This is a genomic window from Roseburia faecis (assembly GCF_001406815.1).
GTDB lineage: Bacteria > Bacillota > Clostridia > Lachnospirales > Lachnospiraceae > Roseburia > Roseburia faecis.
The window spans coordinates 208231-228420 of the sequence record NZ_CVRR01000005.1 but is presented as its reverse complement, the minus strand read 5'-3'; the positions used below and the strand labels follow the sequence as shown (position 1 = coordinate 228420).

19 protein-coding genes and 1 tRNA gene are annotated in these 20190 nt (G+C 44.1%); 19 read left to right on the top strand and 1 reads right to left on the bottom strand.

Translation table 11 applies throughout. The features are described from left to right. The first annotated feature begins 118 nt into the window (after positions 1-118). The 6 genes from M72_RS02020 to M72_RS01995 all read left to right on the top strand — a co-directional run bounded on the left by M72_RS02020 (position 119) and on the right by M72_RS01995 (position 5598). Positions 119-2764 carry a transglycosylase domain-containing protein gene (locus tag M72_RS02020; protein WP_055066979.1) on the top strand — a complete coding sequence of 882 codons (2646 nt, stop codon included), beginning with the start codon at positions 119-121 and terminating at the stop codon, positions 2762-2764. Between the two features lie 20 nt (positions 2765-2784). Further along, complete coding sequence (locus M72_RS02015) at positions 2785-3423, top strand: YigZ family protein (protein WP_055066978.1); 639 nt, start codon at positions 2785-2787, stop codon at positions 3421-3423. Positions 3424-3499: 76 nt separating this feature from the next. Next, positions 3500-3571 (top strand) — tRNA-Gln (locus tag M72_RS02010). A gap of 67 nt (positions 3572-3638) precedes the next feature. Then, on the top strand, positions 3639-4346 hold the full coding sequence (locus M72_RS02005; RefSeq protein WP_055066977.1) for an acyl-[acyl-carrier-protein] thioesterase: 708 nt from the start codon (positions 3639-3641) through the stop codon (positions 4344-4346). Positions 4347-4353: 7 nt separating this feature from the next. After that, the gene (locus tag M72_RS02000; RefSeq protein WP_022045409.1) at positions 4354-5193 is read left to right on the top strand and encodes a CvfB family protein; all 840 of its coding nucleotides are present in this window, start codon (positions 4354-4356) and stop codon (positions 5191-5193) included. A 30-nt stretch (positions 5194-5223) separates the two neighbouring features. Continuing rightward, positions 5224-5598: a RidA family protein gene (locus M72_RS01995; protein ID WP_022045410.1), complete on the top strand. Its 375-nt coding sequence runs from the start codon at positions 5224-5226 to the stop codon at positions 5596-5598. A 75-nt stretch (positions 5599-5673) separates the two neighbouring features. On the opposite strand, the gene M72_RS01990 is transcribed toward M72_RS01995, so the two are convergent. Further along, a complete protein-coding gene (locus tag M72_RS01990; RefSeq protein ID WP_022045411.1) occupies positions 5674-5868 on the bottom strand; it encodes a YjfB family protein in 195 nt (64 codons plus the stop codon). A gap of 200 nt (positions 5869-6068) precedes the next feature. Here M72_RS01990 and M72_RS01985 point away from each other — a divergent pair, with 200 nt between their 5' ends. The 13 genes from M72_RS01985 to M72_RS01925 all read left to right on the top strand — a co-directional run bounded on the left by M72_RS01985 (position 6069) and on the right by M72_RS01925 (position 20186). After that, positions 6069-7268 (top strand): C40 family peptidase, encoded by a 1200-nt coding sequence (locus M72_RS01985; protein WP_055066976.1) that lies wholly within the window; start codon positions 6069-6071, stop codon positions 7266-7268. A 192-nt stretch (positions 7269-7460) separates the two neighbouring features. Continuing rightward, positions 7461-9623: a GH25 family lysozyme gene (locus M72_RS01980; RefSeq protein ID WP_055066975.1), complete on the top strand. Its 2163-nt coding sequence runs from the start codon at positions 7461-7463 to the stop codon at positions 9621-9623. Positions 9624-9630: 7 nt separating this feature from the next. Then, complete coding sequence (locus M72_RS01975; RefSeq protein ID WP_055066974.1) at positions 9631-10698, top strand: N-acetylmuramoyl-L-alanine amidase family protein; 1068 nt, start codon at positions 9631-9633, stop codon at positions 10696-10698. 237 nt (positions 10699-10935) lie between these two features. Then, positions 10936-11619 carry a WecB/TagA/CpsF family glycosyltransferase gene (locus tag M72_RS01970; RefSeq protein ID WP_022045415.1) on the top strand — a complete coding sequence of 228 codons (684 nt, stop codon included), beginning with the start codon at positions 10936-10938 and terminating at the stop codon, positions 11617-11619. Continuing rightward, positions 11616-12491, top strand: coding sequence for a YitT family protein (locus M72_RS01965; RefSeq protein ID WP_055066973.1), 876 nt, complete (start codon positions 11616-11618; stop codon positions 12489-12491). The genes M72_RS01970 and M72_RS01965 overlap by 4 nt, the downstream gene beginning before the upstream one ends. Positions 12492-12682: 191 nt before the next feature. Continuing rightward, positions 12683-13771: a PucR family transcriptional regulator gene (locus tag M72_RS01960; RefSeq protein ID WP_022045417.1), complete on the top strand. Its 1089-nt coding sequence runs from the start codon at positions 12683-12685 to the stop codon at positions 13769-13771. A gap of 17 nt (positions 13772-13788) precedes the next feature. Next, positions 13789-14475 (top strand): cell division ATP-binding protein FtsE, encoded by a 687-nt coding sequence (gene ftsE, locus M72_RS01955; RefSeq protein ID WP_055066972.1) that lies wholly within the window; start codon positions 13789-13791, stop codon positions 14473-14475. Further along, positions 14465-15370, top strand: a complete 906-nt coding sequence (ftsX, locus tag M72_RS01950) for a permease-like cell division protein FtsX (RefSeq protein ID WP_055066971.1) — start codon at positions 14465-14467, stop codon at positions 15368-15370. The genes ftsE and ftsX overlap by 11 nt, the downstream gene beginning before the upstream one ends. An 85-nt stretch (positions 15371-15455) precedes the next feature. Beyond that, positions 15456-16745 carry a S41 family peptidase gene (locus M72_RS01945; protein WP_070103598.1) on the top strand — a complete coding sequence of 430 codons (1290 nt, stop codon included), beginning with the start codon at positions 15456-15458 and terminating at the stop codon, positions 16743-16745. A gap of 9 nt (positions 16746-16754) precedes the next feature. Continuing rightward, positions 16755-17246, top strand: a complete 492-nt coding sequence (locus M72_RS01940) for a VanZ family protein (protein WP_022045421.1) — start codon at positions 16755-16757, stop codon at positions 17244-17246. A 4-nt stretch (positions 17247-17250) separates the two neighbouring features. Then, a protein-coding gene (gene prfB / locus M72_RS01935; RefSeq protein WP_138347234.1) for a peptide chain release factor 2 occupies positions 17251-18388 on the top strand; the annotation gives its coding sequence in 2 pieces (ribosomal slippage) (positions 17251-17325 and positions 17327-18388; 1137 coding nt in all). Between the two features lie 27 nt (positions 18389-18415). Next, positions 18416-19627, top strand: a complete 1212-nt coding sequence (locus tag M72_RS01930; protein ID WP_055066968.1) for an SPFH domain-containing protein — start codon at positions 18416-18418, stop codon at positions 19625-19627. A 115-nt stretch (positions 19628-19742) separates the two neighbouring features. Then, positions 19743-20186 carry an ACT domain-containing protein gene (locus tag M72_RS01925; protein ID WP_022045424.1) on the top strand — a complete coding sequence of 148 codons (444 nt, stop codon included), beginning with the start codon at positions 19743-19745 and terminating at the stop codon, positions 20184-20186. Positions 20187-20190 lie beyond the last annotated feature (4 nt).

Here is a 20190-nt window from a genome sequence, read left to right as displayed (position 1 = left end):
GGACCCCTGGCGAAAGCCGGGGGTTTTTGCTGTCGATAAATAAAACTTTCTATTGCACATATTATTTGGTATAATATATGGATAAAAGAATTTTTATTATTTCTGCGGGGAGAAAACTATGAACTATGGAAGAACTTCTTTGCGCCGGAGAGCAAAACAGCTGGACGCAAGAGGAACGAGAATACGTCATAAAATCGGAGTCATACTGGGGAAACTTCTACTGATTGGAATCATTGTGGGAGGCTGTGCGACAGTGAGTTTTGGAGTGGGTGCATTTAAAGGAATTCTTGCATCCGCACCGGATATATCCGAAGTGGATGTCATTCCAACGGGATATTCCACGAAAGTGCTTGCGGCAGACGGAAGTGAGACAGCAAAATTAGTGGCAGCCGGATCCAACCGGCAGTACGTGACAATTGACCAGATTCCGGAGAATCTGCAGCATGCGGTAGTGGCGATCGAGGATGAGCGTTTTTATGATCATAACGGTATTGACCTGAAAGGAATTGTCAGGGCACTGGTGGCGGATGTCCGGACCAGAGATTTCAGTCAGGGAGCAAGTACGCTTACGCAGCAGCTGATTAAAAATAATGTGCTGAGTGAGCAGTGGGCAAACGAAAATGACAGTAATATTTCCAAAATTGAAAAGATGGAACGTCAGGTACAGCGGAAAATACAGGAACAGTATCTGGCAATAGAGCTGGAAAAAAAGGTAAATGACAAGAACTGGATTCTGGAAAATTATCTGAATTCCATCAACCTTGGAAGCAATACCCTTGGGGTTCAGGCAGCAGCACAGCGTTATTTTGGGAAAGATGTGTCAAAGCTGACACTTTCGGAATGTGCGGTTATTGCCGGAATTACAAAGAATCCGGCAGGTTACAATCCCATTCTTCATCCAAAGGAAAATGCAAAGCGCAGAAAGAATGTGCTGGATGCCATGAAAAAACAGGGATATATTTCGCAGAAACAGTATGATAAAGCGATGGCAGATGATGTGTATGGCAGGATTTCCGAACACAATGATGTGAGGGAAGAAACCATGAACACATATTTTGTGGACGCGGTCATTGATGATGTTTTTGGTGATCTGGTAAATATCAAAGGCTATTCGGAGTCAGAAGCATACAAGGCAATTTATCAAGGGGGATTGACGATCAAGTCCACACAGAATCTTCAAATCCAGAAAATCTGTGATGAGGAGGTGGCAGACAAAGCCAACTATGATGCGGGTACCAAATGTTCATTCTATCTTTCTTTTCAGGTGAAGGAGAAGGACGGTACAATAAAAACATATACCAATCAGACAATGCTTTCCTATTATAAAAAGAAAAACAAAAGTCAGAATTATTCGATCAATTTTACATCGGAGGAGGACTGCCGGGCTGCAATTGCACAGTACGAAAAAGATGTCCTCGGAAAAGGGGACAAGCTGGTAGAAAATTCAGAGTATATTTTCATTACCATGCAGCCGCAGGTGGCGATGACGATCATGGATCAGTCGACCGGTGAGGTACAGGCGATTGTCGGCGGACGCGGAAATAAGGCCGGAAACCGTACCTGGAACCGTGCAACAAAGACCTGCCGGCAGCCGGGATCTACTTTTAAAATCATTGCATGTTATGCGCCGGCACTCGATGCCGGAGGAAAAACGCTGGCATCCGTGCAGGATGATGCACCGCTTACGGTCGGAAATAAAACATACAATAACTACACGCACAAATTCGGAGGATTCACGAGCATCCGGAAGGCAATCACAAAATCCATCAATATTGTGACAGTAAAAACACTTCAGGATATTGGTGTGGATCTGGGATATGAATATGCAGAAAACTTCGGATTTTCCACGCTTACCGATACGGACAGAAACCTTGGAATTTCTCTCGGAGGTCTGACACAGGGTGTGACAAACCTGGAACTTACTGCAGCTTATGCCGCAATTGCAAATCAGGGAGAATATAACGAACCGAGTTTTTATACCCAGGTACTGGATCATGACGGCAACGTTCTTCTTGATAAAACACAAACAAAGGAACAGCATCAGGTAATAAAAGAGGATACCGCATGGCTTCTGACGGATGCCATGAAAGATGTTATGACGAGTGGAACGGGTATGCGGGCCTATTTCGGAACCGGAATGGCACAGGCAGGAAAATCCGGTACGACAACGCTGAACAGGGATGCACTGTTTGCCGGATTTACGCCTTATTACACTTGCGTGGTATGGGGCGGATATGATGATAATTCCATTCAGTCAGCTACGGGATATCCAAAGAATTTGTGGAAAGCCGTGATGAAGCGGATTCATGCGGATCTTAAGGCAAAAGATTTTGAAAAGCCTTCCGGAATTACACAGGCTGTTGTCTGTGCAAAATCCGGACTTCTGCCGGAAGCGGATGTCTGTGATAAAGATCCGCGTGGAACGCAAAGTTATACGGAATATTTTGCAGAAGGAACGGTTCCGACCGAGAACTGTGATCATCATATTTCTCTGCAGATCTGTGAGGCATCCGGAAAAGTTGCCGGAGAATACTGTCCGGCAGATCAGGTTGTGACAAAAACTTATATTGTGGGTGCCGAAAAGGGCTCGGCTGATTACCAGTACTGTGCGACAGAGAAATTTTTAAATGGAACATGCAATATACACGATGCCGAAACGCAGGATGAGGAGAAGCCGGAAGAAGAACCGGCAGATCCACCGGATGATGCAAAGCCGGAAGAAACACATGAACCGGAACAGATACCGGAGAAGAATGAGGAATGATACAAAGGAGAATAGGATATATGCGAGTGGTCTATACCGGAGGAGAGGGTGAAATCACAGAGAAGAAATCTCATTTTATAGCAACGGTAAAACCTGTCCAGTCAGAAGAAGAAGCGGTTGCTTTCATTAATGAGACAAAGAAAAAATACTGGGATGCCCGTCATAACTGTTCTGCTTTTGTCATCGGGGAGAGGCAGGAACTGACGCGCTGTTCGGATGATGGAGAGCCGGCACAGACCGCAGGCCGTCCGATGCTGGATGTACTTCTCCGGGAGAAAATTACGGACGTTGCGGTTGTTGTTACACGTTATTTTGGAGGTGTGCTGCTTGGAACAGGAGGGCTTGTACGCGCCTATCAGGCAGCCACACAGGCTGGACTTGCAGCCAGCCGGCTCATAGAAAAATGTAAGGGGCAGCAGCTATTGGTTCATACCGATTATAATGGACTTGGAAAGCTGCAGTATCTGTTCGGACAGAAACACACTGTGATTCTGGATACGGCATATGAGGCGGATGTTACCATGATAATTCTCGTACCTGCAGAACAAAAAGAGATACTTCCGAAAGAGATTATAGAACTGACCAACGGATCTGCCGGACTGGAATGGGGGAAAACCTGCGTATATGCACTAATTGATAAAGAAGTTGTGTTTTTTTGAAAAAATTTGAAAATATGGGTTGACACTTATAGGGGTTCCATGTATAATACCATTTGTTGAGAGACATGAAACACATTGGCCCATCGCCAAATGGTAAGGCAACGGACTCTGACTCCGTCATTTCCAGGTTCGAATCCTGGTGGGCCAGCTGAAGAGCACTACATTATGTAGTGCTTTTTGTTTTATAAAAGATAAGAATAAGAAAGGACACGGTAATGTACGAATTTGACAGCAGAGTAAGATACAGTGAGACAGATGCGCAAGGCCGGATGACATGGCTGGCGCTTATGGATTACTTTCAGGATTGCAGCGTATTTCATTCAGAGGCCGTGAACCTTGGTGTGGAAGTATGGACCGATGCACAAAAGGCGTGGATCTTATCTTCCTGGCAGATCTGTCTGAACCGGATGCCGCGGCTGGGCGAACAGATTACGACACAGACATGGGCATATGGAATGAAAGGCTTTTACGGTTACCGGAATTTCTCCATGAACGGCAGGGATGGGGAACGGATGGCATATGCAAATTCCGTATGGGTACTGATGGATACAAAGAAGGGGATTCCGGTCAGAGTGACAAAAGAAATCTCGGATGCATACGGATTGGACCCACAGCTTCCCATGCAGTGCAGCGAGCGGAAAATTATGCTGCCGGAAAAATATGAAGAAAAAGATTCATTGGTCGTTCCTTCTTATTTCATAGATACCAATCACCATATGAACAATACCAGATATGTACAGGTGGCGATGGAATATGTTCCGAAGGAGTTTCGGACAATGGAAGTCCGGGTAGAATATAAAAAAGCTGCGATGTGCAGAGATGTAATTGTGCCGCATGTGACGATAGAAGATCCCCGTGTGACGGTTGCACTGTGTGCACCGGATGGGCAGCTATATGCAGTTGTTGTTTTTTTGAAAGCGTAGGAAAAAGATGAAATTAGCAGAATATCAGGATTTGTATTATGTAAAAAAAGTAGACTTCGGAGTATATCTGGCAGAGGATATGGGCGGTGAGACACATGTGCTGCTTCCGTCAAAACAGGTGCCGGAAGATGCAAAACCGGGGGAAAAGATAAGGGTCTTTTTATATAAAGATTCCAAAGACCGGCTGATTGCAACAACCAACACACCGAAGCTGACACTGGGAGAATATGCACCGCTTGTGGTGAAAGAAGTTGGAAAGATCGGTGCTTTTCTGGATTGGGGACTGGAAAAAGATCTGTTTCTGCCATATAAAGAGATGACTTCACGGGTAGAAGCAGGAGACGAGATTCTTGTAACCCTTTATATTGATAAAAGCAAGCGGCTTTGTGCCAGCATGAAGGGACTGTACGATCTGCTTTCCAAGGATTCACCGTATCAGAAAGATCAGATGGTAACCGGAAGGGTGTATGAGTTTTCCGATAACTTTGGTGCTTTTGTGGCAGTGGATGATCGCTTTTCCGCAAGAATACCAAATTCAGAGGATCACAGTTTCCTGAAAATCGGAGATGTGATTGAGGCGAAAGTTACTGCAGTAAAACCGGATGGAAAGTTAGATCTTACACTGCGGGAAAAAGCTTATATTCAGATGGACACGGATGCAGAGAAAATACTTGAATTGCTGGATTCCTATGCAGGAGTGCTTCCGTTTTCGGAAAAAGCGAGTCCAGAGGTGATTAAGAGGGAAACCGGATTGAGTAAAGCTGCGTTTAAACGTGCCATCGGACACTTGTATAAAGAAAGAAAAATTACACTGGATGGTGGAAAAATCCGCAAGAGTTTCGTATAATGCAGGTAAAGGCAAAAGGAGGAATATAAAATGAAAAACGTAATCAGTACAGATAAAGCACCAGCCGCAATCGGACCGTACTCACAGGCGATTGAAGTGAACGGAACGGTATACACATCCGGCATTATCCCGGTTGTTCCTGCTACCGGAGAAATTCCGGAAGGATCTGTGGCACAGGCGCAGCAGGCATTTGAAAATCTGTCAAATCTGCTTGAGGCAGCCGGAACCGGAATGGATAAGGTAGTAAAAACCACTGTTTTTATCAAGGAAATGAATGATTTTGCAGCAATTAATGAAGTTTATGCAAAATTTTTCCCGTCACCATTTCCATCCAGAAGCTGTGTGGAAGTGGCACGTCTTCCGAAAGATGTTATGCTTGAAATTGAAGCCATTGCTGTAAAATAAAGAAAAGATCAAAAACGAAAAGAGATCTGTGCATTGCACAGATCTCTTTTGTTGTCCTTGCGGTTCTTTTTCCGGTTAGACGGAAACGTCAATGTTACTTCCTAAATTAGGATAAACAGAGTTCTCCATCATTTTTGCCAGCCCAACACCAAGCGATTCATTCGATGAGATGGCATTGTCAAGCATTTTAATGCTGACGGCATTTGCCAGAGAGCCGGGATCGGAACTGTTTACGGAAAGAAGCGCAGAACTGATACTTGAAATATCCATATGACAGATCTCCTTTTAAAATACTCGGTATACGTGTTTTTCTTTATTACATCTTTATTATGGCATAAATATACGAAAAATTCAATTGAATTCTGTGGATGGAAAAGGGGTTGACACATATCCGTGCCTTTGCTATAATGACAATGTAATAATTGTAACAAATTCGTAATAAAGAAGTACAAAAGTCATTGGAGGCGAAAATGAAACGTAAAACATTATTAAAATTGACCGCATGTGGGTTAGTTGGGGCACTGACCATTGGCAATTTTACTGTAGCAGCTTACGCAGCACCAACTGCTGGAGTCGCAAGCCTTGCTTCCGATATTGCAACAACATCATCTGCACCGACAGCAGGATTTTCACTGGCACTCAGTGAAGTCGCAGAAAAAGTGGAAGATGAGGCAACCGTTGCAAGTGCACAGCCGGAAGTAAAAGAAGTTGAAGCACCAGTTGTAAAGTCTGAGTATGAAGACAAAGCGGTAGCTGTTGTGGATGATTACGTGAACGTTCGTAAGAAACCAACTACAGACAGCAAGGCTGTAGGAAAATTATATAAGAATAACGTAGGAACCGTCATCGGGGAGAAGGATGGCTGGTACAAAATCAAATCTGGATCGGTAACAGGTTATGTAAAATCTGAATTCGTATCCATTGGTGATGAGAAAAAATTAAAGAAAGCAGGAAGAAGAGTTGCTCTTGTAGAGACAGAGACATTAAAAGTCCGCAAGGGAGCTTCCCAGAAGGCAGAAGTAATTACTCTGGTGCCGGAAGGAGACGATCTGACGGTACTGGATGAGTCAAAGGATGGATGGGCAAAGGTTTCTGTAGATGAAGGCAAAGGCTATGTATCTACAGATTATGTCACATTATCTACAGAATACACATATGCAGAGTCTGCTGCAGAAGAAAAGGCAAGATTACAGAAGGAAAAAGAGGAGCGTGAGGCTGCGGACAGAGCAGCACAGAAAGCAGAGAGTGCATCTCAGACAACCTCTTCAGGTTCTTCACAGTCACAAAGCTCAGATTCTTCCGTACAGGATTCATCAAGCGCATCTTCAACAGGATCAGCGGTTGCAAGTTATGCAGGACAGTTTGTAGGAAATCCATATGTATATGGTGGGACAAGCCTTACAAACGGAACGGATTGTTCCGGATTTGTAATGTCTGTATACGCACATTTCGGTGTCAGCCTTCCACACAGCTCAAGTGCTTTAAGAAGTGTAGGATATGGCGTCAGCACATCAAACATGCAGCCGGGTGATATCGTATGTTACAGCGGACATGTTGCAATCTATGTTGGAAACAATACGATTGTACATGCAAGCAATGCAAGAGACGGTATTAAATATACTTCTCCTGCAAATTACAGAACCATTCTTGCAGTTCGAAGAATTTTCTAACAATTAAGATAACATAATTATAACAGGAGCACTTGCGAAAGCAAGTGCTCTTTTTCTTAATATTATTTAAGGATTTCTTAAATTTGCAAAAAACAGATTTTGCAAGGGAAATAACATTGACAAGCACAATCATATAAAGTTACTATGTAAAATGAGTAGTTTATTGAACGGTAACAGAGGGAGGAACAGAAATTGGCATTTACCAAGGCGAAGATAGTTATGGCAGGACTGGCGGTGACGGCGGTTTGTATTGTGGCGCCACAGCAGTTAAAGGCTCAGGTGCCCGAAGCGCAGATGGATGGCGTCATGGGACAGAGCATAGAGGATGAGACCGTGTATGAGTCAAAGCCGGATCTGGATACACTGATAGAAAAGAATGCACCTGTTTTCGGGAATCGGACATCCTTGAAAAAAGCATCGTCGTATTCGAGTGCTTTTTTGAATGCGTCTTTTACGACGGCCGGTGATTATACCAGCGCAACCTATTATCACAAAGCGGACTATGCGGATGATGAACTGGTCAACGGAATTGATGTATCGTACTGGCAGGCGGATGCAGCACTGAAGAAAAAGTATTCCAAAGACAGAACAAAGTGGACACAGACCGGATTGGACTGGGAAAGTATTCACGGAGCCGGAATTGATTTTGCTTTCGTGCGTGTGGCATCCAGAGATACGAAAGATGGAAGTATTTACAGAGATAATTGTGCAGACAGTCATATTCAGGGAGCAGTTTCCAATGATATCAATGTCGGACTGTATTTCTTTTCCCAGGCTCTGAATGAGACAGAGGCACGGGAGGAAGCACAGTATGTGCTCGATATGATTGACCAGTACGGCTGGAATGTGTCGATGCCGATCATCATGGACCGGGAGGCAGGGGCAAACAAGCGTCTGACTGCGGGAAAACTTTCCAAAACAAAAGAGACAGCGGTATGTCAGGCATTTGCGGATACCATTACGGCAGCCGGATACCGGGCAGGCGTATATGCATCTTATGCGTGGATCAAAAACTATATCAATACGGATGCTTTGTATGACTGTTCCCTGTGGGTGGCACGGTACAACAATACCACGACAAGCAATACAAAATCAGGAACGCCATATTCGGACGTGGCATACGATTATGAATTCTGGCAGTATTCATCTGCTGCAAAAATAGATGGCTATGCGGGAAGCCTGGATGCAAATTTCTGGTATAAGGATACCAGTGAACAGACGACCGGGCTAAAGGCTGCGGATGGTGCTTCGGGTACTGTAAATCTGAGCTGGGACAGTGTTTCTGCGGATGATGTGGAAGGTTATCAGGTGTGGCGCAGTGACTCGGACCAGGGAAAATACACGTTGCTGAAGACAACAACAGATTGCAGTTATACAGACACAACGGCAGAAGGAGGAAAAGTTTATCAGTATAAAGTGAGATGTTACTGGACGATAGGAGGAAATGCTTATTACGGAACATTTTCTTCTCCGGCTTCGGTAACTACTTTGCCGAAAAAGGTCAGCGGAATTGCAACGCAGACGCGGACCGAAACCTCTCTTGGATTGTCATGGAAACAGACGCAGGGAGCTGCCGGATATCAGATTTATCAGTACAGCGCTGCAAGCGATCAGTATGAAATGGTTGCTGACGTAGAAGGAGAAAGTACTTCTTATACTGTAAGCGGCCTGACAGGCGCAACCGAATATAAATTTAAAATCCGCGCATATGAAAAAAATAATGACAATGTACTGGCGGGCAGTTTTTCGGATGTTTACAGCGATGTGACACTGCCGGGACAGGTGAATTTGACGAATGTTTCCGCAACTGGGACTTCTTCCGTGAAACTGACGTGGAAAGCAGTGGACGGAGTAACCGGATATATGATTTACCGGCTGGATACAGCAACCGGGGAATACAGACAGATTGCGACGGTAAAAAGTGCCCGGACGCTTTTCTACAGCGATCAGAAACTTGCTGCGGGAAAGACTTATACATATAAAGTCAGTGCATACAAAACTTACAGAAATAAAAATTACAGGGGCGCGTATTCCGCAGAAAAGCAGGTAACGACCAAAAAAGCGGAAAAACCTGCAAATCCAGCAAAGGTAAAAACGATAAAACTCAGTACAAAAGATGCAGCAGTTACCGTGCAGTGGAGTAAGGTTTCCGGGGCAACTGGCTATCAGGTATACCGGCTGAACACAAAGACCGGAAAATATACAAAGATTGCAGCGGTCAAGGGAACTTCGTATCGGAATACAAAACTGAAAAAAGGGGCAACCTATCGCTATAAGGTCCGCGCATACAAAACGGTAAACAAAAAGAACTATTACGGAGCATTTTCAAACACCACAGCAATTAAAGTAAAGTAGGAAACAAATGAAAAAGAAAGTACAAATGAAAAAAATGGCAGGCGTGTTTTTGGCATTGGCAATACTGGGAATTGGTCTTTTCCCGCCGGGAAACGTGTATGCGGCTGCAAATCAGGCGCCGGACGCAGATCCGGTGGTTGTAGTTCTTGATCCGGGACATGGAGGGCATGATCAGGGTGCCAGATATAAGTGGGGCGGAAAAACATACAAGGAGAAACAGTTAAATCTTGCCATTGCAAAGGCCTGTAAAACCGAACTGGAAAAGTATGCAGGAGTGAAGGTATATATGACGCGTTCTTCCGACCGTTTTGTGACACTTGGAAACCGTGTGAATTTTGCAAAAAGCAGGAAAGCAGATCTGTTTGTTGCGATACACAACAATGCTTCCCTGAAAAAAACCGACCATGGAGCCTGTGTTTATTATCCGAACAGCGGGTATAAAGAAGAGGTGGGAAGTGAAGGAAAAATGGCGGCAGCAAGTATTCAGAAACAGCTGGTGGCACTTGGACTGAAAAATAATGGAATTCTTTACCGAAATTCGGCTGTGGGGTCCCGCTATCCGGATAAATCAAAGGCAGATTACTACGCCGTGATCAAGCGGAGCAAGTATGCCGGTTTTCCGGGACTGATTGTGGAGCATGCTTATGTCAGCAACCACGATGACAGTACAACATTTCTAAATGGTAACGACCGGCTGAAACGTCTTGGCGTGGCGGATGCCACGGGCATTGCAGAATATTTTGACCTGATTTTAGATCAGGTACCGGTTCTGCAGACACCGGCTGTAAATGCGGATGAGTCGGTGACACTGGCATGGAATACGGTGCAGGGAGTTGATTATTATCGTATTTACCGCAGAATCGTGGGGACGAAAACATATGTCTGTCTCGAAGAAACAGAGGAAACCGGATACACGGATACCGGGGTAAGGCCGGGAACTTCTTATGAGTATACGGTATGCGGATGCCATGTGGGGTATCAGAAAGATTCCTGCACAAAAATTGCGCAGGCAGTGCAGATAACCGTTACAGGGGAAAACGTGAATATACAAAGTGCACAAAAAAATCAAAACTAAGATGGGGGATGGAAACCACAGATGTGGATAAAATGAAAAAATTATCCACTATCCGGAATCAAAAAATGCCGAAAAATTGAGTTATACACGAAGTTATGCACATTATCCACATAATTTGGGATAAGTTGTTTGTGGATGACAGGGATAAAAACAAACGATTGTTTTGTTAACAACGCATAAAAAGCATGTATTTGAATGATTGCAAACGGGAGGTATTTTTGATATACTAGGGAAGTTATGATTAAAACGATTGATTTTGCTGGAATTGAATTGGACAATTATACCGTTCGGGAAATGATCATGAATGTAGAAAAGGATATGTCTGATCATGGATTCCATACAATAGAAGAAGTAAACATGGATACGCTTATGCTGGCAGAAACGGATGAACTTGTCCGCAAAGCCATAGGGTTTGCGGAACATACCGTGATTGCGGAAAACGGAATTTTAGAAGCTGTTGGTGCAGGATCTTACCAGCACCGTCATGAGATCGAACATCATGATTTCTTTTTTGAACTGATGAAGCGGGTGGAACGCAATCATCAGACGGTGTTTGTGATCGGAGATACCACGGAACATGTGGAAAAGACCTGTGCTTTTTTATCAGAGCATTTTGGAAAATGCGAGATCCTGGGAGCAGAAGCGTTTGAAAACTGTCAGGGGGGGACGGATGCCATGGTCAATGAGATCAATGCACTGACTCCTGATATGATCTTAAGTGTTCTGCCAAGTCCGGATCAGGAACATTTCCTGATGGAGAATTGTGAGAAACTGTCTGCCGGACTGTGGTATGGAATCGGTTCCTGGGATTTTACAAAGCGCAGACAGGGACTGCTCGGAAATATACGGAATCTGATCCGCACGCATAAACTGGAGCGGCAGCTGATTCATTATCATGGAAAGCAGGAAAGCATATCATGAGGGCAAATGTCTGGAAAGAATTGGAAAATTATTTCCTGATTTTGCTGGGCACTGCACTTATGGCCATTGCCATTCAGTGGATTTTTGACAGGGTGGGGCTGATCACCGGAGGGTTTACTGGTCTTACCATTATCATACGAAATCTTACGGAAGCGCTTCTGCCGGGAGGAATTCCTCTGTGGCTGACGAATATTGTGCTGAATATTCCGATATTTCTGTATTCCTATATCCGGTTTGGAAAAAATTATATCGGGAAAACGGGCTTTGCAACCATTTTGCTTTCGGTGTGGCTTTATCTGATACCGGTGATAGATATGTCAGGGGATGATTATATGCTTGCAGCCCTGTTTGGCGGGGCATTTACCGGCATTGGCATGGCACTGGTTCTTAAGGCGGGAGCAACGACCGGCGGAACCGATATGGTTGCGGCGATCATCCAGTCACACATGCGGCACTATACGGTGGTTCAGGTGATGCAGGTACTGGATGCAGCCATTGTGATTCTCGGATTATATGTATTTGGTTTAAGACCTACACTTTATGCAGTTGTTTCTATTTTTGTGTCGACAAAAATATCCGATGCCTTTCTGGAGGGCTTTAAGACTTCCAAAGCAGCTTTTATTATCACAAACCGGTATGAGGAAGTGGCAGAACGGCTGATGGATGAGCTTGACCGCGGGGTTACGGGACTGCACGCACAGGGGATGTACACAGAGGAGAAAAAGTGCGTTCTGTATTGCGTTGTATCAAGGAAAGAGATCGTGCGTGTGAAAGAGATTGTAAATGATGTGGATTCCTCTGCGTTTGTAATCGTATCGGATGTCCGGGAGGTTTTGGGCGAGGGATTTCTGGAATATTCGGATGATTTTTAGAACGATATTGTTAAAATTTTATAGTGAAATATTACTAACCGGAAAAAGTAGTAAGAGAGGAAATGCATAAAAAATATACATTTCCTCTTTCTTTTTTTGGAAGAATGTATTAAAATAAAAGTAATTGTTCAGAAAACAGGTGGGGGAACGATAGATTTCTGGATGAAATATGGGGATAAGGAGAGCTGACTATGATATCCAATCAAATACTTCAAAATACAATTGACGGACTGAAAGCAATTACACGTACAGATTTATGTGTGATTGATGTAGAGGGAAAAATTCTGGTCGCGACATTTCCGGATGCAGAACAGTTTGTAGCTCCGGCACAGACCTTCGTGGAATCGCCGGCGGACAGTCAGGTGGTAAATGGCTGCCAGTTCTTTAAAGTGTTCGATGATCATCAACTGGAGTATATTCTGCTGGCATATGGAGACAGCGAGGATGTGTATATGATTGGAAAGATTGCTGCTTTCCAGATTCAGAATCTTTTGGTTGCCTATAAGGAACGTTTTGATAAAGATAATTTTATCAAGAACCTGATTTTGGACAATCTGCTTTTGGTAGATATATACAATCGTGCCAAGAAACTTCATATTGAAACAGAAGTACGCCGTGTGGTATTCTTGGTGGAGACAAACCGTGAGAAAGATGGAAATGAGCTGGAGAAGATCCGGGGACTTTTTGGTGGAAAATCAAAGGATTTCGTCACAGCGGTAGATGAAAAAAACATTATTGTAGTCAAAGAACTTGCAGAAAATGAAACCTATGAGGATTTGAATAAGACAGCAGATGTAATCATCAGGCTGTTTAAATCTGATACCAATTGCAATATTCATATCGCATATGGTACCATTGTGAACGAATTGAAAGAGGTTTCGAGATCTTATAAAGAGGCGCGCATGGCACTGGATGTCGGAAAGATCTTCTTTGAGGGACAGGATGTGATTGCGTATTCCCAGCTGGGAATTGGCCGACTGATTTATCAGCTTCCAATTCCATTGTGCAAAATGTTTATCAAGGAAATCTTTGGTGGAAAATCACCAGATGATTTTGATGAGGAAATTCTGACGACGATCAACAAATTCTTTGAAAACAGTCTGAATGTGTCAGAGACGTCAAGACAACTGTACATTCATCGAAATACGCTGGTATATCGTCTGGACAAGCTGCAAAAAAGCACAGGTCTGGATCTGCGGGTTTTTGAAGATGCAATCACGTTTAAGATCGCACTCATGGTAGTCAAGTATATGAAGTATATGGAAACACTGGACTATTAGAAATTGAAGGAGAGATTATGATTACACTGGAACATGTCAGCAAGACATATGCGGCAGGAGTTCCTGCCTTAAATGACGTGAGTCTGGAAATAGAAGATGGTGAATTTGTATTTGTTGTAGGAGACAGCGGTTCGGGAAAGTCAACCCTGATTAAACTGTTGTTAAAAGAACTCGAACCAACGGAAGGAAGTATTACCATTGGCGGAAAGCAGCTTGGAAAGATCCGAAGGAAGCAGATCCCGAAATTCAGGAGAAACATCGGAGTGGTATTTCAGGATTTCCGTCTGTTGAAAGACCGCAATGTCTATGACAATGTAGCATTTGCACAGAAGGTGGTTGGTGAGCCGAACAGCCATATTAAGAAAAAAGTACCGCTTATGCTTTCTATGGTGGGACTTGCCGCAAAATACCGTTCTTTTCCGAAACAGCTATCCGGAGGTGAGCAGCAGAGAGTGGCGATTGCCCGTGCTCTGATCAATGAGCCGAGCATTTTGCTTGCAGATGAGCCGACCGGAAATCTGGATAACAATAATGCGTGGGAGATTATGAAACTGCTGGAGGAAATCAACAGTAAAGGAACTACAGTGATTGTTGTAACCCATAATCTGGAAATTGTGAAAGTTATGAAAAAACGTGTGATCACAGTGAAAAAGGGTACGATTGTCAGTGACAGTAAGGAAGGTGGCTACGACGATGAGAATTAATACCTTTTTTTATTCGATCAGACAGGGCTTAAAAAATATATTTCGAAATAAAATGTTTTCGCTTGCTTCCGTGGCAACCATGGCGGCCTGCATTTTTATGTTCGGTCTGTTTTATATTATTGTAACGAATTTCAGTGCGACGGTACATTCTATTGAAGAGGGTGTGTCAGTTACCGTATTTTTTGAACATGATGCGACAGATGCACAGATCCGTGACATCGGAGAAAAGATTAATAAGCGTGCCGAGGTCAGCAAAAACGAGTATGTGTCTGCCGACGAGGCGTGGAAAGAATATAAAAAAGTATATTTTCAGGGAAAAGAAGAACTTGCGGATGGATTTACAGATAATCCGCTTGCGAATTCTGCACATTATCAGGTGTATCTGAACGATGTTTCGATGCAGGATTCCCTTGTAACCTATATCAAGGGACTTACCGGGGTGCGCGAGGTAAAAGAGTCTGCCCAGGTGGCAAATACACTGACGGATTTTAATAAACTGCTGGGATATGTTTCCGGAGGAATTATTCTGATTCTGCTGTGTGTGGCTGTCTTTTTGATCAGCAATACCGTAATGGTCGGTATCTCGGTCCGTAAGGAAGAAATTGCCATTATGAAGCTGATCGGAGCAACGGATTTTCTTGTGCGTGCGCCGTTTATTGTGGAAGGAATTGTGATCGGACTGATCGGAGCAGCGATTCCGCTTGGTGTGCTGTATTTTATGTATCAGAAGATCATTGTCTATATTGCAGCGAAATTCAATTTTATCGGTTCGATGATCGTGTTTGAACCGGTGAAGGTTGTTTTCCGGACACTGATTCCGGTGGGAGTTATCCTTGGAGCCGGTATCGGATTTATCGGCAGTCAGATGACGATCCGCAAACATTTGAAAGTATAATATTGTTATTGTTGTCATAAAATGACAAGAAGCCATGCTGCAAGGTGTGGCTTCTTGATTTATAGGGAAAATTATGGAGGCAGGAATGCAGGAAGAACAGGAAGAAATGATCAAAACCGGGAAACCGGAAAAAAGAAGACCATCGGGCTTTAAAAACGGAGTGATTATCGGGCTGGTGCTAGGACTGCTGATTACGGGAATCGGTGCCGGAGTCGGAATTCGTGCGTATGCGAATCTTACAAACAATTATGTTATATTTGGACCACAGGGAGTAAAACAGACAGCCAAAGACAATGTTCTCGACCAGGCAGCAATAAAGAAAGTGGATGAGCTGTTGTCATATATCGATTTGTATTACAACGATTCTTACAAAGAAAAAGATATCCGCAATGCCATTTATAAAGGAACGCTGAGCGGGCTTGGAGATCCTTATTCCGTATACTACACGGTAGATGAATATAAAGATCTGCAGACATCAACCAATGGAAATTATTATGGAATCGGTGCGGCGCTTTCACAGAATGCAAAGACCATGGAAGTGACAGTGGTTAAAGTGTACGAGGGAACACCGGCAGAGGAAGCGGGGCTGAAAAACGGAGATGAAATTCTATCCGTGGATAAGTATGAAGCGACCAGTATGGAACTTTCCAACCTTGTAAAAAAGATACGGGGAAAAGAGGGGACAAAAGTCCATTTGAAAGTTTATCGTTCGCAGACCGGGGAAAATCTTGAATTTGATGTGGAACGTAAAAACGTGGATATTCCGAGTGTGGATTCCAAAATGCTTTCCGATGGGATCGGCTACATACAGATCAGCGAATTCCAGAGTAATACCGCAAAACAGTTTAAAAAGGCACTTGTAGCACTTGAAAAGGAAGATATGAAAGGGCTGATTGTCGATGTGCGGAGCAATCCGGGCGGACTGGTGACTTCTGTCGTGGATATTCTGGATCAGATTCTTCCGGAGGGAACGGTTGTTTACACGGAGGATAAATATGGGAAAAAAGAGACATATACATCCGATGCGTCCTGCATTCATTATCCGATGGCAGTTTTAGTTAATGGAGACAGTGCCAGTGCATCAGAAATCTTTGCCGGAGCAATCAAGGATTATGATTATGGAACATTGATTGGAACAAAAACGTTTGGCAAGGGAATTGTCCAGACGGTATTTCCTCTGGAAAACGGGGATGCCATTAAAATTACAACCGCGAAATATTATACGCCAAAGGGACATTACATTCACGGGAAAGGCATTCAGCCGGATATCAAACTGGAATACAAATACAGCGGTCCGGAAGATGAAAGTTATGACATGAAGTACGATAATCAGTTACAGAAAGCAATTTCTGTTGTGAAAGAAAAAATAAATTAAAGGGTAACAATGAAAAGAAAACGTGTATGGAGAATTGTCAGTGTTGCGTTGATTGTTGTATGGGCTGTGGTTATTTTTTCGTTTTCCGCACAGCCGGATACGGAGTCTTCGGAAATCAGCGGGCATGTGAGTTACCGGATTGTTAAGATGTGGAATCAGGTGTTTGGATGGAAACATTCCGGGCCGGAACTGGAACAGATGGCACAGAAAATTGAATATCCTGTGCGCAAAGCTGCACATATGAGCGAATATGCAGTTCTTGCACTTCTGATATTTCAGGCATTGACGGCATTTGACCGGAAAAAGAACCGTGGATGTATGGCACTTGGCATAACGGCAGCCTATGCAGCAACCGATGAATTTCATCAGCTGTTTGTGCCGGGAAGAGCCGGAAGAGTGACGGATGTGCTGATTGATTCGGCAGGAGCATTTCTTGCATTGCTTGCTATTCATATTATTTTATATTATCATAAGTCTGAAATAAGAAATAGAAAGAGGTGATTCTGTGGTAGAATTGGATAATTTTAAGAGCCAGCTGCAAAGCTACAAGGCTCCACTGCAGGAAGTGAGGGATTCACTTTGACTTAGCTGGCAAAGAACAGCGGATTCAGGAATTGGAACGGGAGATGGAGGCACCGGATTTCTGGAACGATCCGGAAGTTTCCCAGAACAAGATGAAGGAAGTCAAAAGTTTAAAGGACGATGTGGCAACTTATGCGGCATTGTCGACGCAATATGATGATATTGAAACCATGATCGAGATGGGATATGAGGAAAATGATCCGGAACTGATCCCGGAGATCGATCAGATGATGAAAGAATTTGTTCAGACCTATGAGGATATCCGTATGAAAACGCTTCTGTCGGGAGAATATGACAGGAACAATGCCATTGTTTCCCTGCATGCGGGAGCGGGTGGCACGGAATCCTGTGACTGGGCAGCCATGCTCTATCGTATGTATATCCGATGGGCAGATAAAAAGGGATTTTCCGTGGAAGTGCTGGATTCTCTGGATGGAGAAGAGGCCGGAATCAAATCCATTACATTTCAGGTAAATGGGGAGAATGCGTATGGATATCTGAAATCGGAAAAAGGTGTGCACCGGCTGGTTCGTATTTCTCCGTTTAACGCGGCAGGAAAAAGACAGACTTCTTTTGTATCCTGCGATGTGATGCCGGATATAGAAGAAGATGTCGATGTGGAGATCCGGGAGGAAGATATCCGTATTGATACGTTCCGCTCCAGTGGTGCCGGAGGACAGCATATCAACAAGACGTCTTCTGCTATCCGTATCACGCATTTTCCGACCGGAATTGTGGTGCAGTGCCAGAATGAGCGTTCGCAGCATATGAACAAGGATAAAGCGATGCAGATGCTCAAAGCGAAACTGTATCTTCTCAAACAGGAAGAAAATGCAGCCAAAGCAGCTGGAATCCGGGGCGAAGTGACAGATATCGGCTGGGGAAACCAGATCCGTTCTTATGTTATGCAGCCGTATACCATGGTTAAAGATCACAGAACCGGTGTGGAAAGCGGAAATGTGGACGCAGTGATGGACGGAAACATTGATCCGTTTATCAATGGATATCTGAAATGGCAGAGCCTGGGATGTCCGAAAAATATGGACAGTGATGATGTGTAAATAAAAACAGGAATAAGGAGGAGCGTAATGGGAATTATTAAGGCAGTAACGCAGGCAGTTGGAGGTGCATTTGCAGATCAGTGGCTGGAAGTCATTGAAGCAGATAATATGGGGGATCAGACCGTTTTTACCAAAGGAACACTGATCCGCCGTGGGGAAAATAAAAAGGGAACGGACAATGTCGTGTCGAATGGTTCCATGATTCATGTATATGACAATCAGTTTATGATGCTGGTGGACGGAGGCAAGATTGTAGATTACACAGCAGAGCCGGGATATTACAAAGTGGATCATTCTTCCATGCCGTCACTGCTCAACGGACAACTGGGAGATTCCATCAAGGAATCGTTTGACCGTTTCCGTTTCGGCGGACAGACGCCGCAGAAACAGCGGGTATTTTTTGTCAATCTGCAGGAAATCAAAGGCATTAAGTTCGGAACAAGACAGCCAATCAATTATTTTGATTCGTTCTATAATGCCGAACTGTTTTTGCGTGCACATGGCACATATTCGATTAAAATTGTAGATCCGCTCAAATTTTATGCGGAAGCGGTTCCCAAAAATAAGGATCATGTAGAGATTGACGAAATCAATGAGCAGTATCTGTCTGAGTTTTTAGAGGCTTTGCAGTCATCCGTAAATCAGATGTCGGCAGATGGTTTCCGTATTTCTTTTGTTTCGAGCAAGGCAAGAGAACTTGGAAAGTATATGTCATCGGTTCTGGATGAGGAATGGAATCAGACCCGTGGTATGGAAATCCAGGCGGTAGGTATGACGGTTTCTTACAGCGAGGAATCGCAGAAACTGCTGAATATGAGAAATGAAGGAGCCATGCTTTCCGATCCGACGGTCCGGGAAGGATACGTGCAGGGAGCGGTAGCCAGAGGGCTTGAGGCAGCGGGAAGTAATTCCAATGGTTCCATGGCCGGTTTTATGGGAATGGGAATGGCTTCCAATATATCCGGTGGTATGATGGGAGCGGCATCAAATGTGAATCTGCAGCAGATGCAGATGATGAATGGAGGTGCACAAGCTGGAATGACGCAGGGGGCGGTGCTTGCGATACCTCCTGCTGGGCAGGAGGCACCGGAAGGCTGGACCTGTGCATGTGGACAGAAGAATCAGGGAAAATTCTGTTCCAACTGTGGAAAACCGGCACCGAAAACCGAGTGGACCTGTAGCTGTGGACAGGTTAACAGCGGAAATTTCTGCTCCAACTGCGGAAAGCCGAGAGCGTAAAAATCGGGGACAGATCCCCGATACCTCTTGCAAGATTGATGTTCTTATGGTAGAATCTTTCAAGTGAGCACAAGTGTCGGTCGTAGACAGACAATACATAAGGGAGGAAATTAGGATGGGCGAGAAGGCATCTTTCTTCGTATTGCGGGCAAAAGCCGTGCCTGAGGTATTGCTCAGAGTCGTGGAAGCGAAGCGGCTGCTGGATTCCGGTAAAGTGGAGTCTGTGCAGGAAGCCACAGAGATGGTACAGATCAGCAGAAGCTCTTTCTACAAATATAAGGACGATATATTTCCATATCATGAAAATGCAAAAGGAAAAACGGTCAATATGGTGATCCAGCTGGATGATGAACCGGGGCTGTTATCCATGGTATTAAAAACAATTGCGGAATTTCATGCAAACATTCTGACGATTCATCAAAGCGTTCCGGTTAATGGAATTGCTTCATTGTCGCTCAGTATTGATGTGTTCCCTGCGACGGGCAATGTGGAGGATATGAGAAACAGTATTGAATCTGTGCAGGGGATTCATTATGCAAAAATATTAGCCAGGGAGTAAGAAA

Bases quoted from the DNA above. Each gene is read 5' to 3' on its own strand.
- M72_RS01940 (WP_022045421.1), top strand. From the start codon at position 16,755: ATGAAAAGAAAACGTGTATGGAGAATTGTCAGTGTTGCGTTGATTGTT.
- M72_RS01990 (WP_022045411.1), bottom strand. From the start codon at position 5,868: ATGGATATTTCAAGTATCAGTTCTGCGCTTCTTTCCGTAAACAGTTCC.
- M72_RS01985 (WP_055066976.1), top strand. From the start codon at position 6,069: ATGAAACGTAAAACATTATTAAAATTGACCGCATGTGGGTTAGTTGGG.
- ftsX (WP_055066971.1), top strand. From the start codon at position 14,465: ATGAGAATTAATACCTTTTTTTATTCGATCAGACAGGGCTTAAAAAAT.
- M72_RS01930 (WP_055066968.1), top strand. From the start codon at position 18,416: ATGGGAATTATTAAGGCAGTAACGCAGGCAGTTGGAGGTGCATTTGCA.
- M72_RS01925 (WP_022045424.1), top strand. From the start codon at position 19,743: ATGGGCGAGAAGGCATCTTTCTTCGTATTGCGGGCAAAAGCCGTGCCT.
- M72_RS01975 (WP_055066974.1), top strand. From the start codon at position 9,631: ATGAAAAAGAAAGTACAAATGAAAAAAATGGCAGGCGTGTTTTTGGCA.
- M72_RS02005 (WP_055066977.1), top strand. From the start codon at position 3,639: ATGTACGAATTTGACAGCAGAGTAAGATACAGTGAGACAGATGCGCAA.
- M72_RS01945 (WP_070103598.1), top strand. From the start codon at position 15,456: ATGCAGGAAGAACAGGAAGAAATGATCAAAACCGGGAAACCGGAAAAA.
- M72_RS01970 (WP_022045415.1), top strand. From the start codon at position 10,936: ATGATTAAAACGATTGATTTTGCTGGAATTGAATTGGACAATTATACC.
- M72_RS02000 (WP_022045409.1), top strand. From the start codon at position 4,354: ATGAAATTAGCAGAATATCAGGATTTGTATTATGTAAAAAAAGTAGAC.
- M72_RS02015 (WP_055066978.1), top strand. From the start codon at position 2,785: ATGCGAGTGGTCTATACCGGAGGAGAGGGTGAAATCACAGAGAAGAAA.
- M72_RS01995 (WP_022045410.1), top strand. From the start codon at position 5,224: ATGAAAAACGTAATCAGTACAGATAAAGCACCAGCCGCAATCGGACCG.
- M72_RS01965 (WP_055066973.1), top strand. From the start codon at position 11,616: ATGAGGGCAAATGTCTGGAAAGAATTGGAAAATTATTTCCTGATTTTG.
- M72_RS01960 (WP_022045417.1), top strand. From the start codon at position 12,683: ATGATATCCAATCAAATACTTCAAAATACAATTGACGGACTGAAAGCA.
- M72_RS02020 (WP_055066979.1), top strand. From the start codon at position 119: ATGAACTATGGAAGAACTTCTTTGCGCCGGAGAGCAAAACAGCTGGAC.
- ftsE (WP_055066972.1), top strand. From the start codon at position 13,789: ATGATTACACTGGAACATGTCAGCAAGACATATGCGGCAGGAGTTCCT.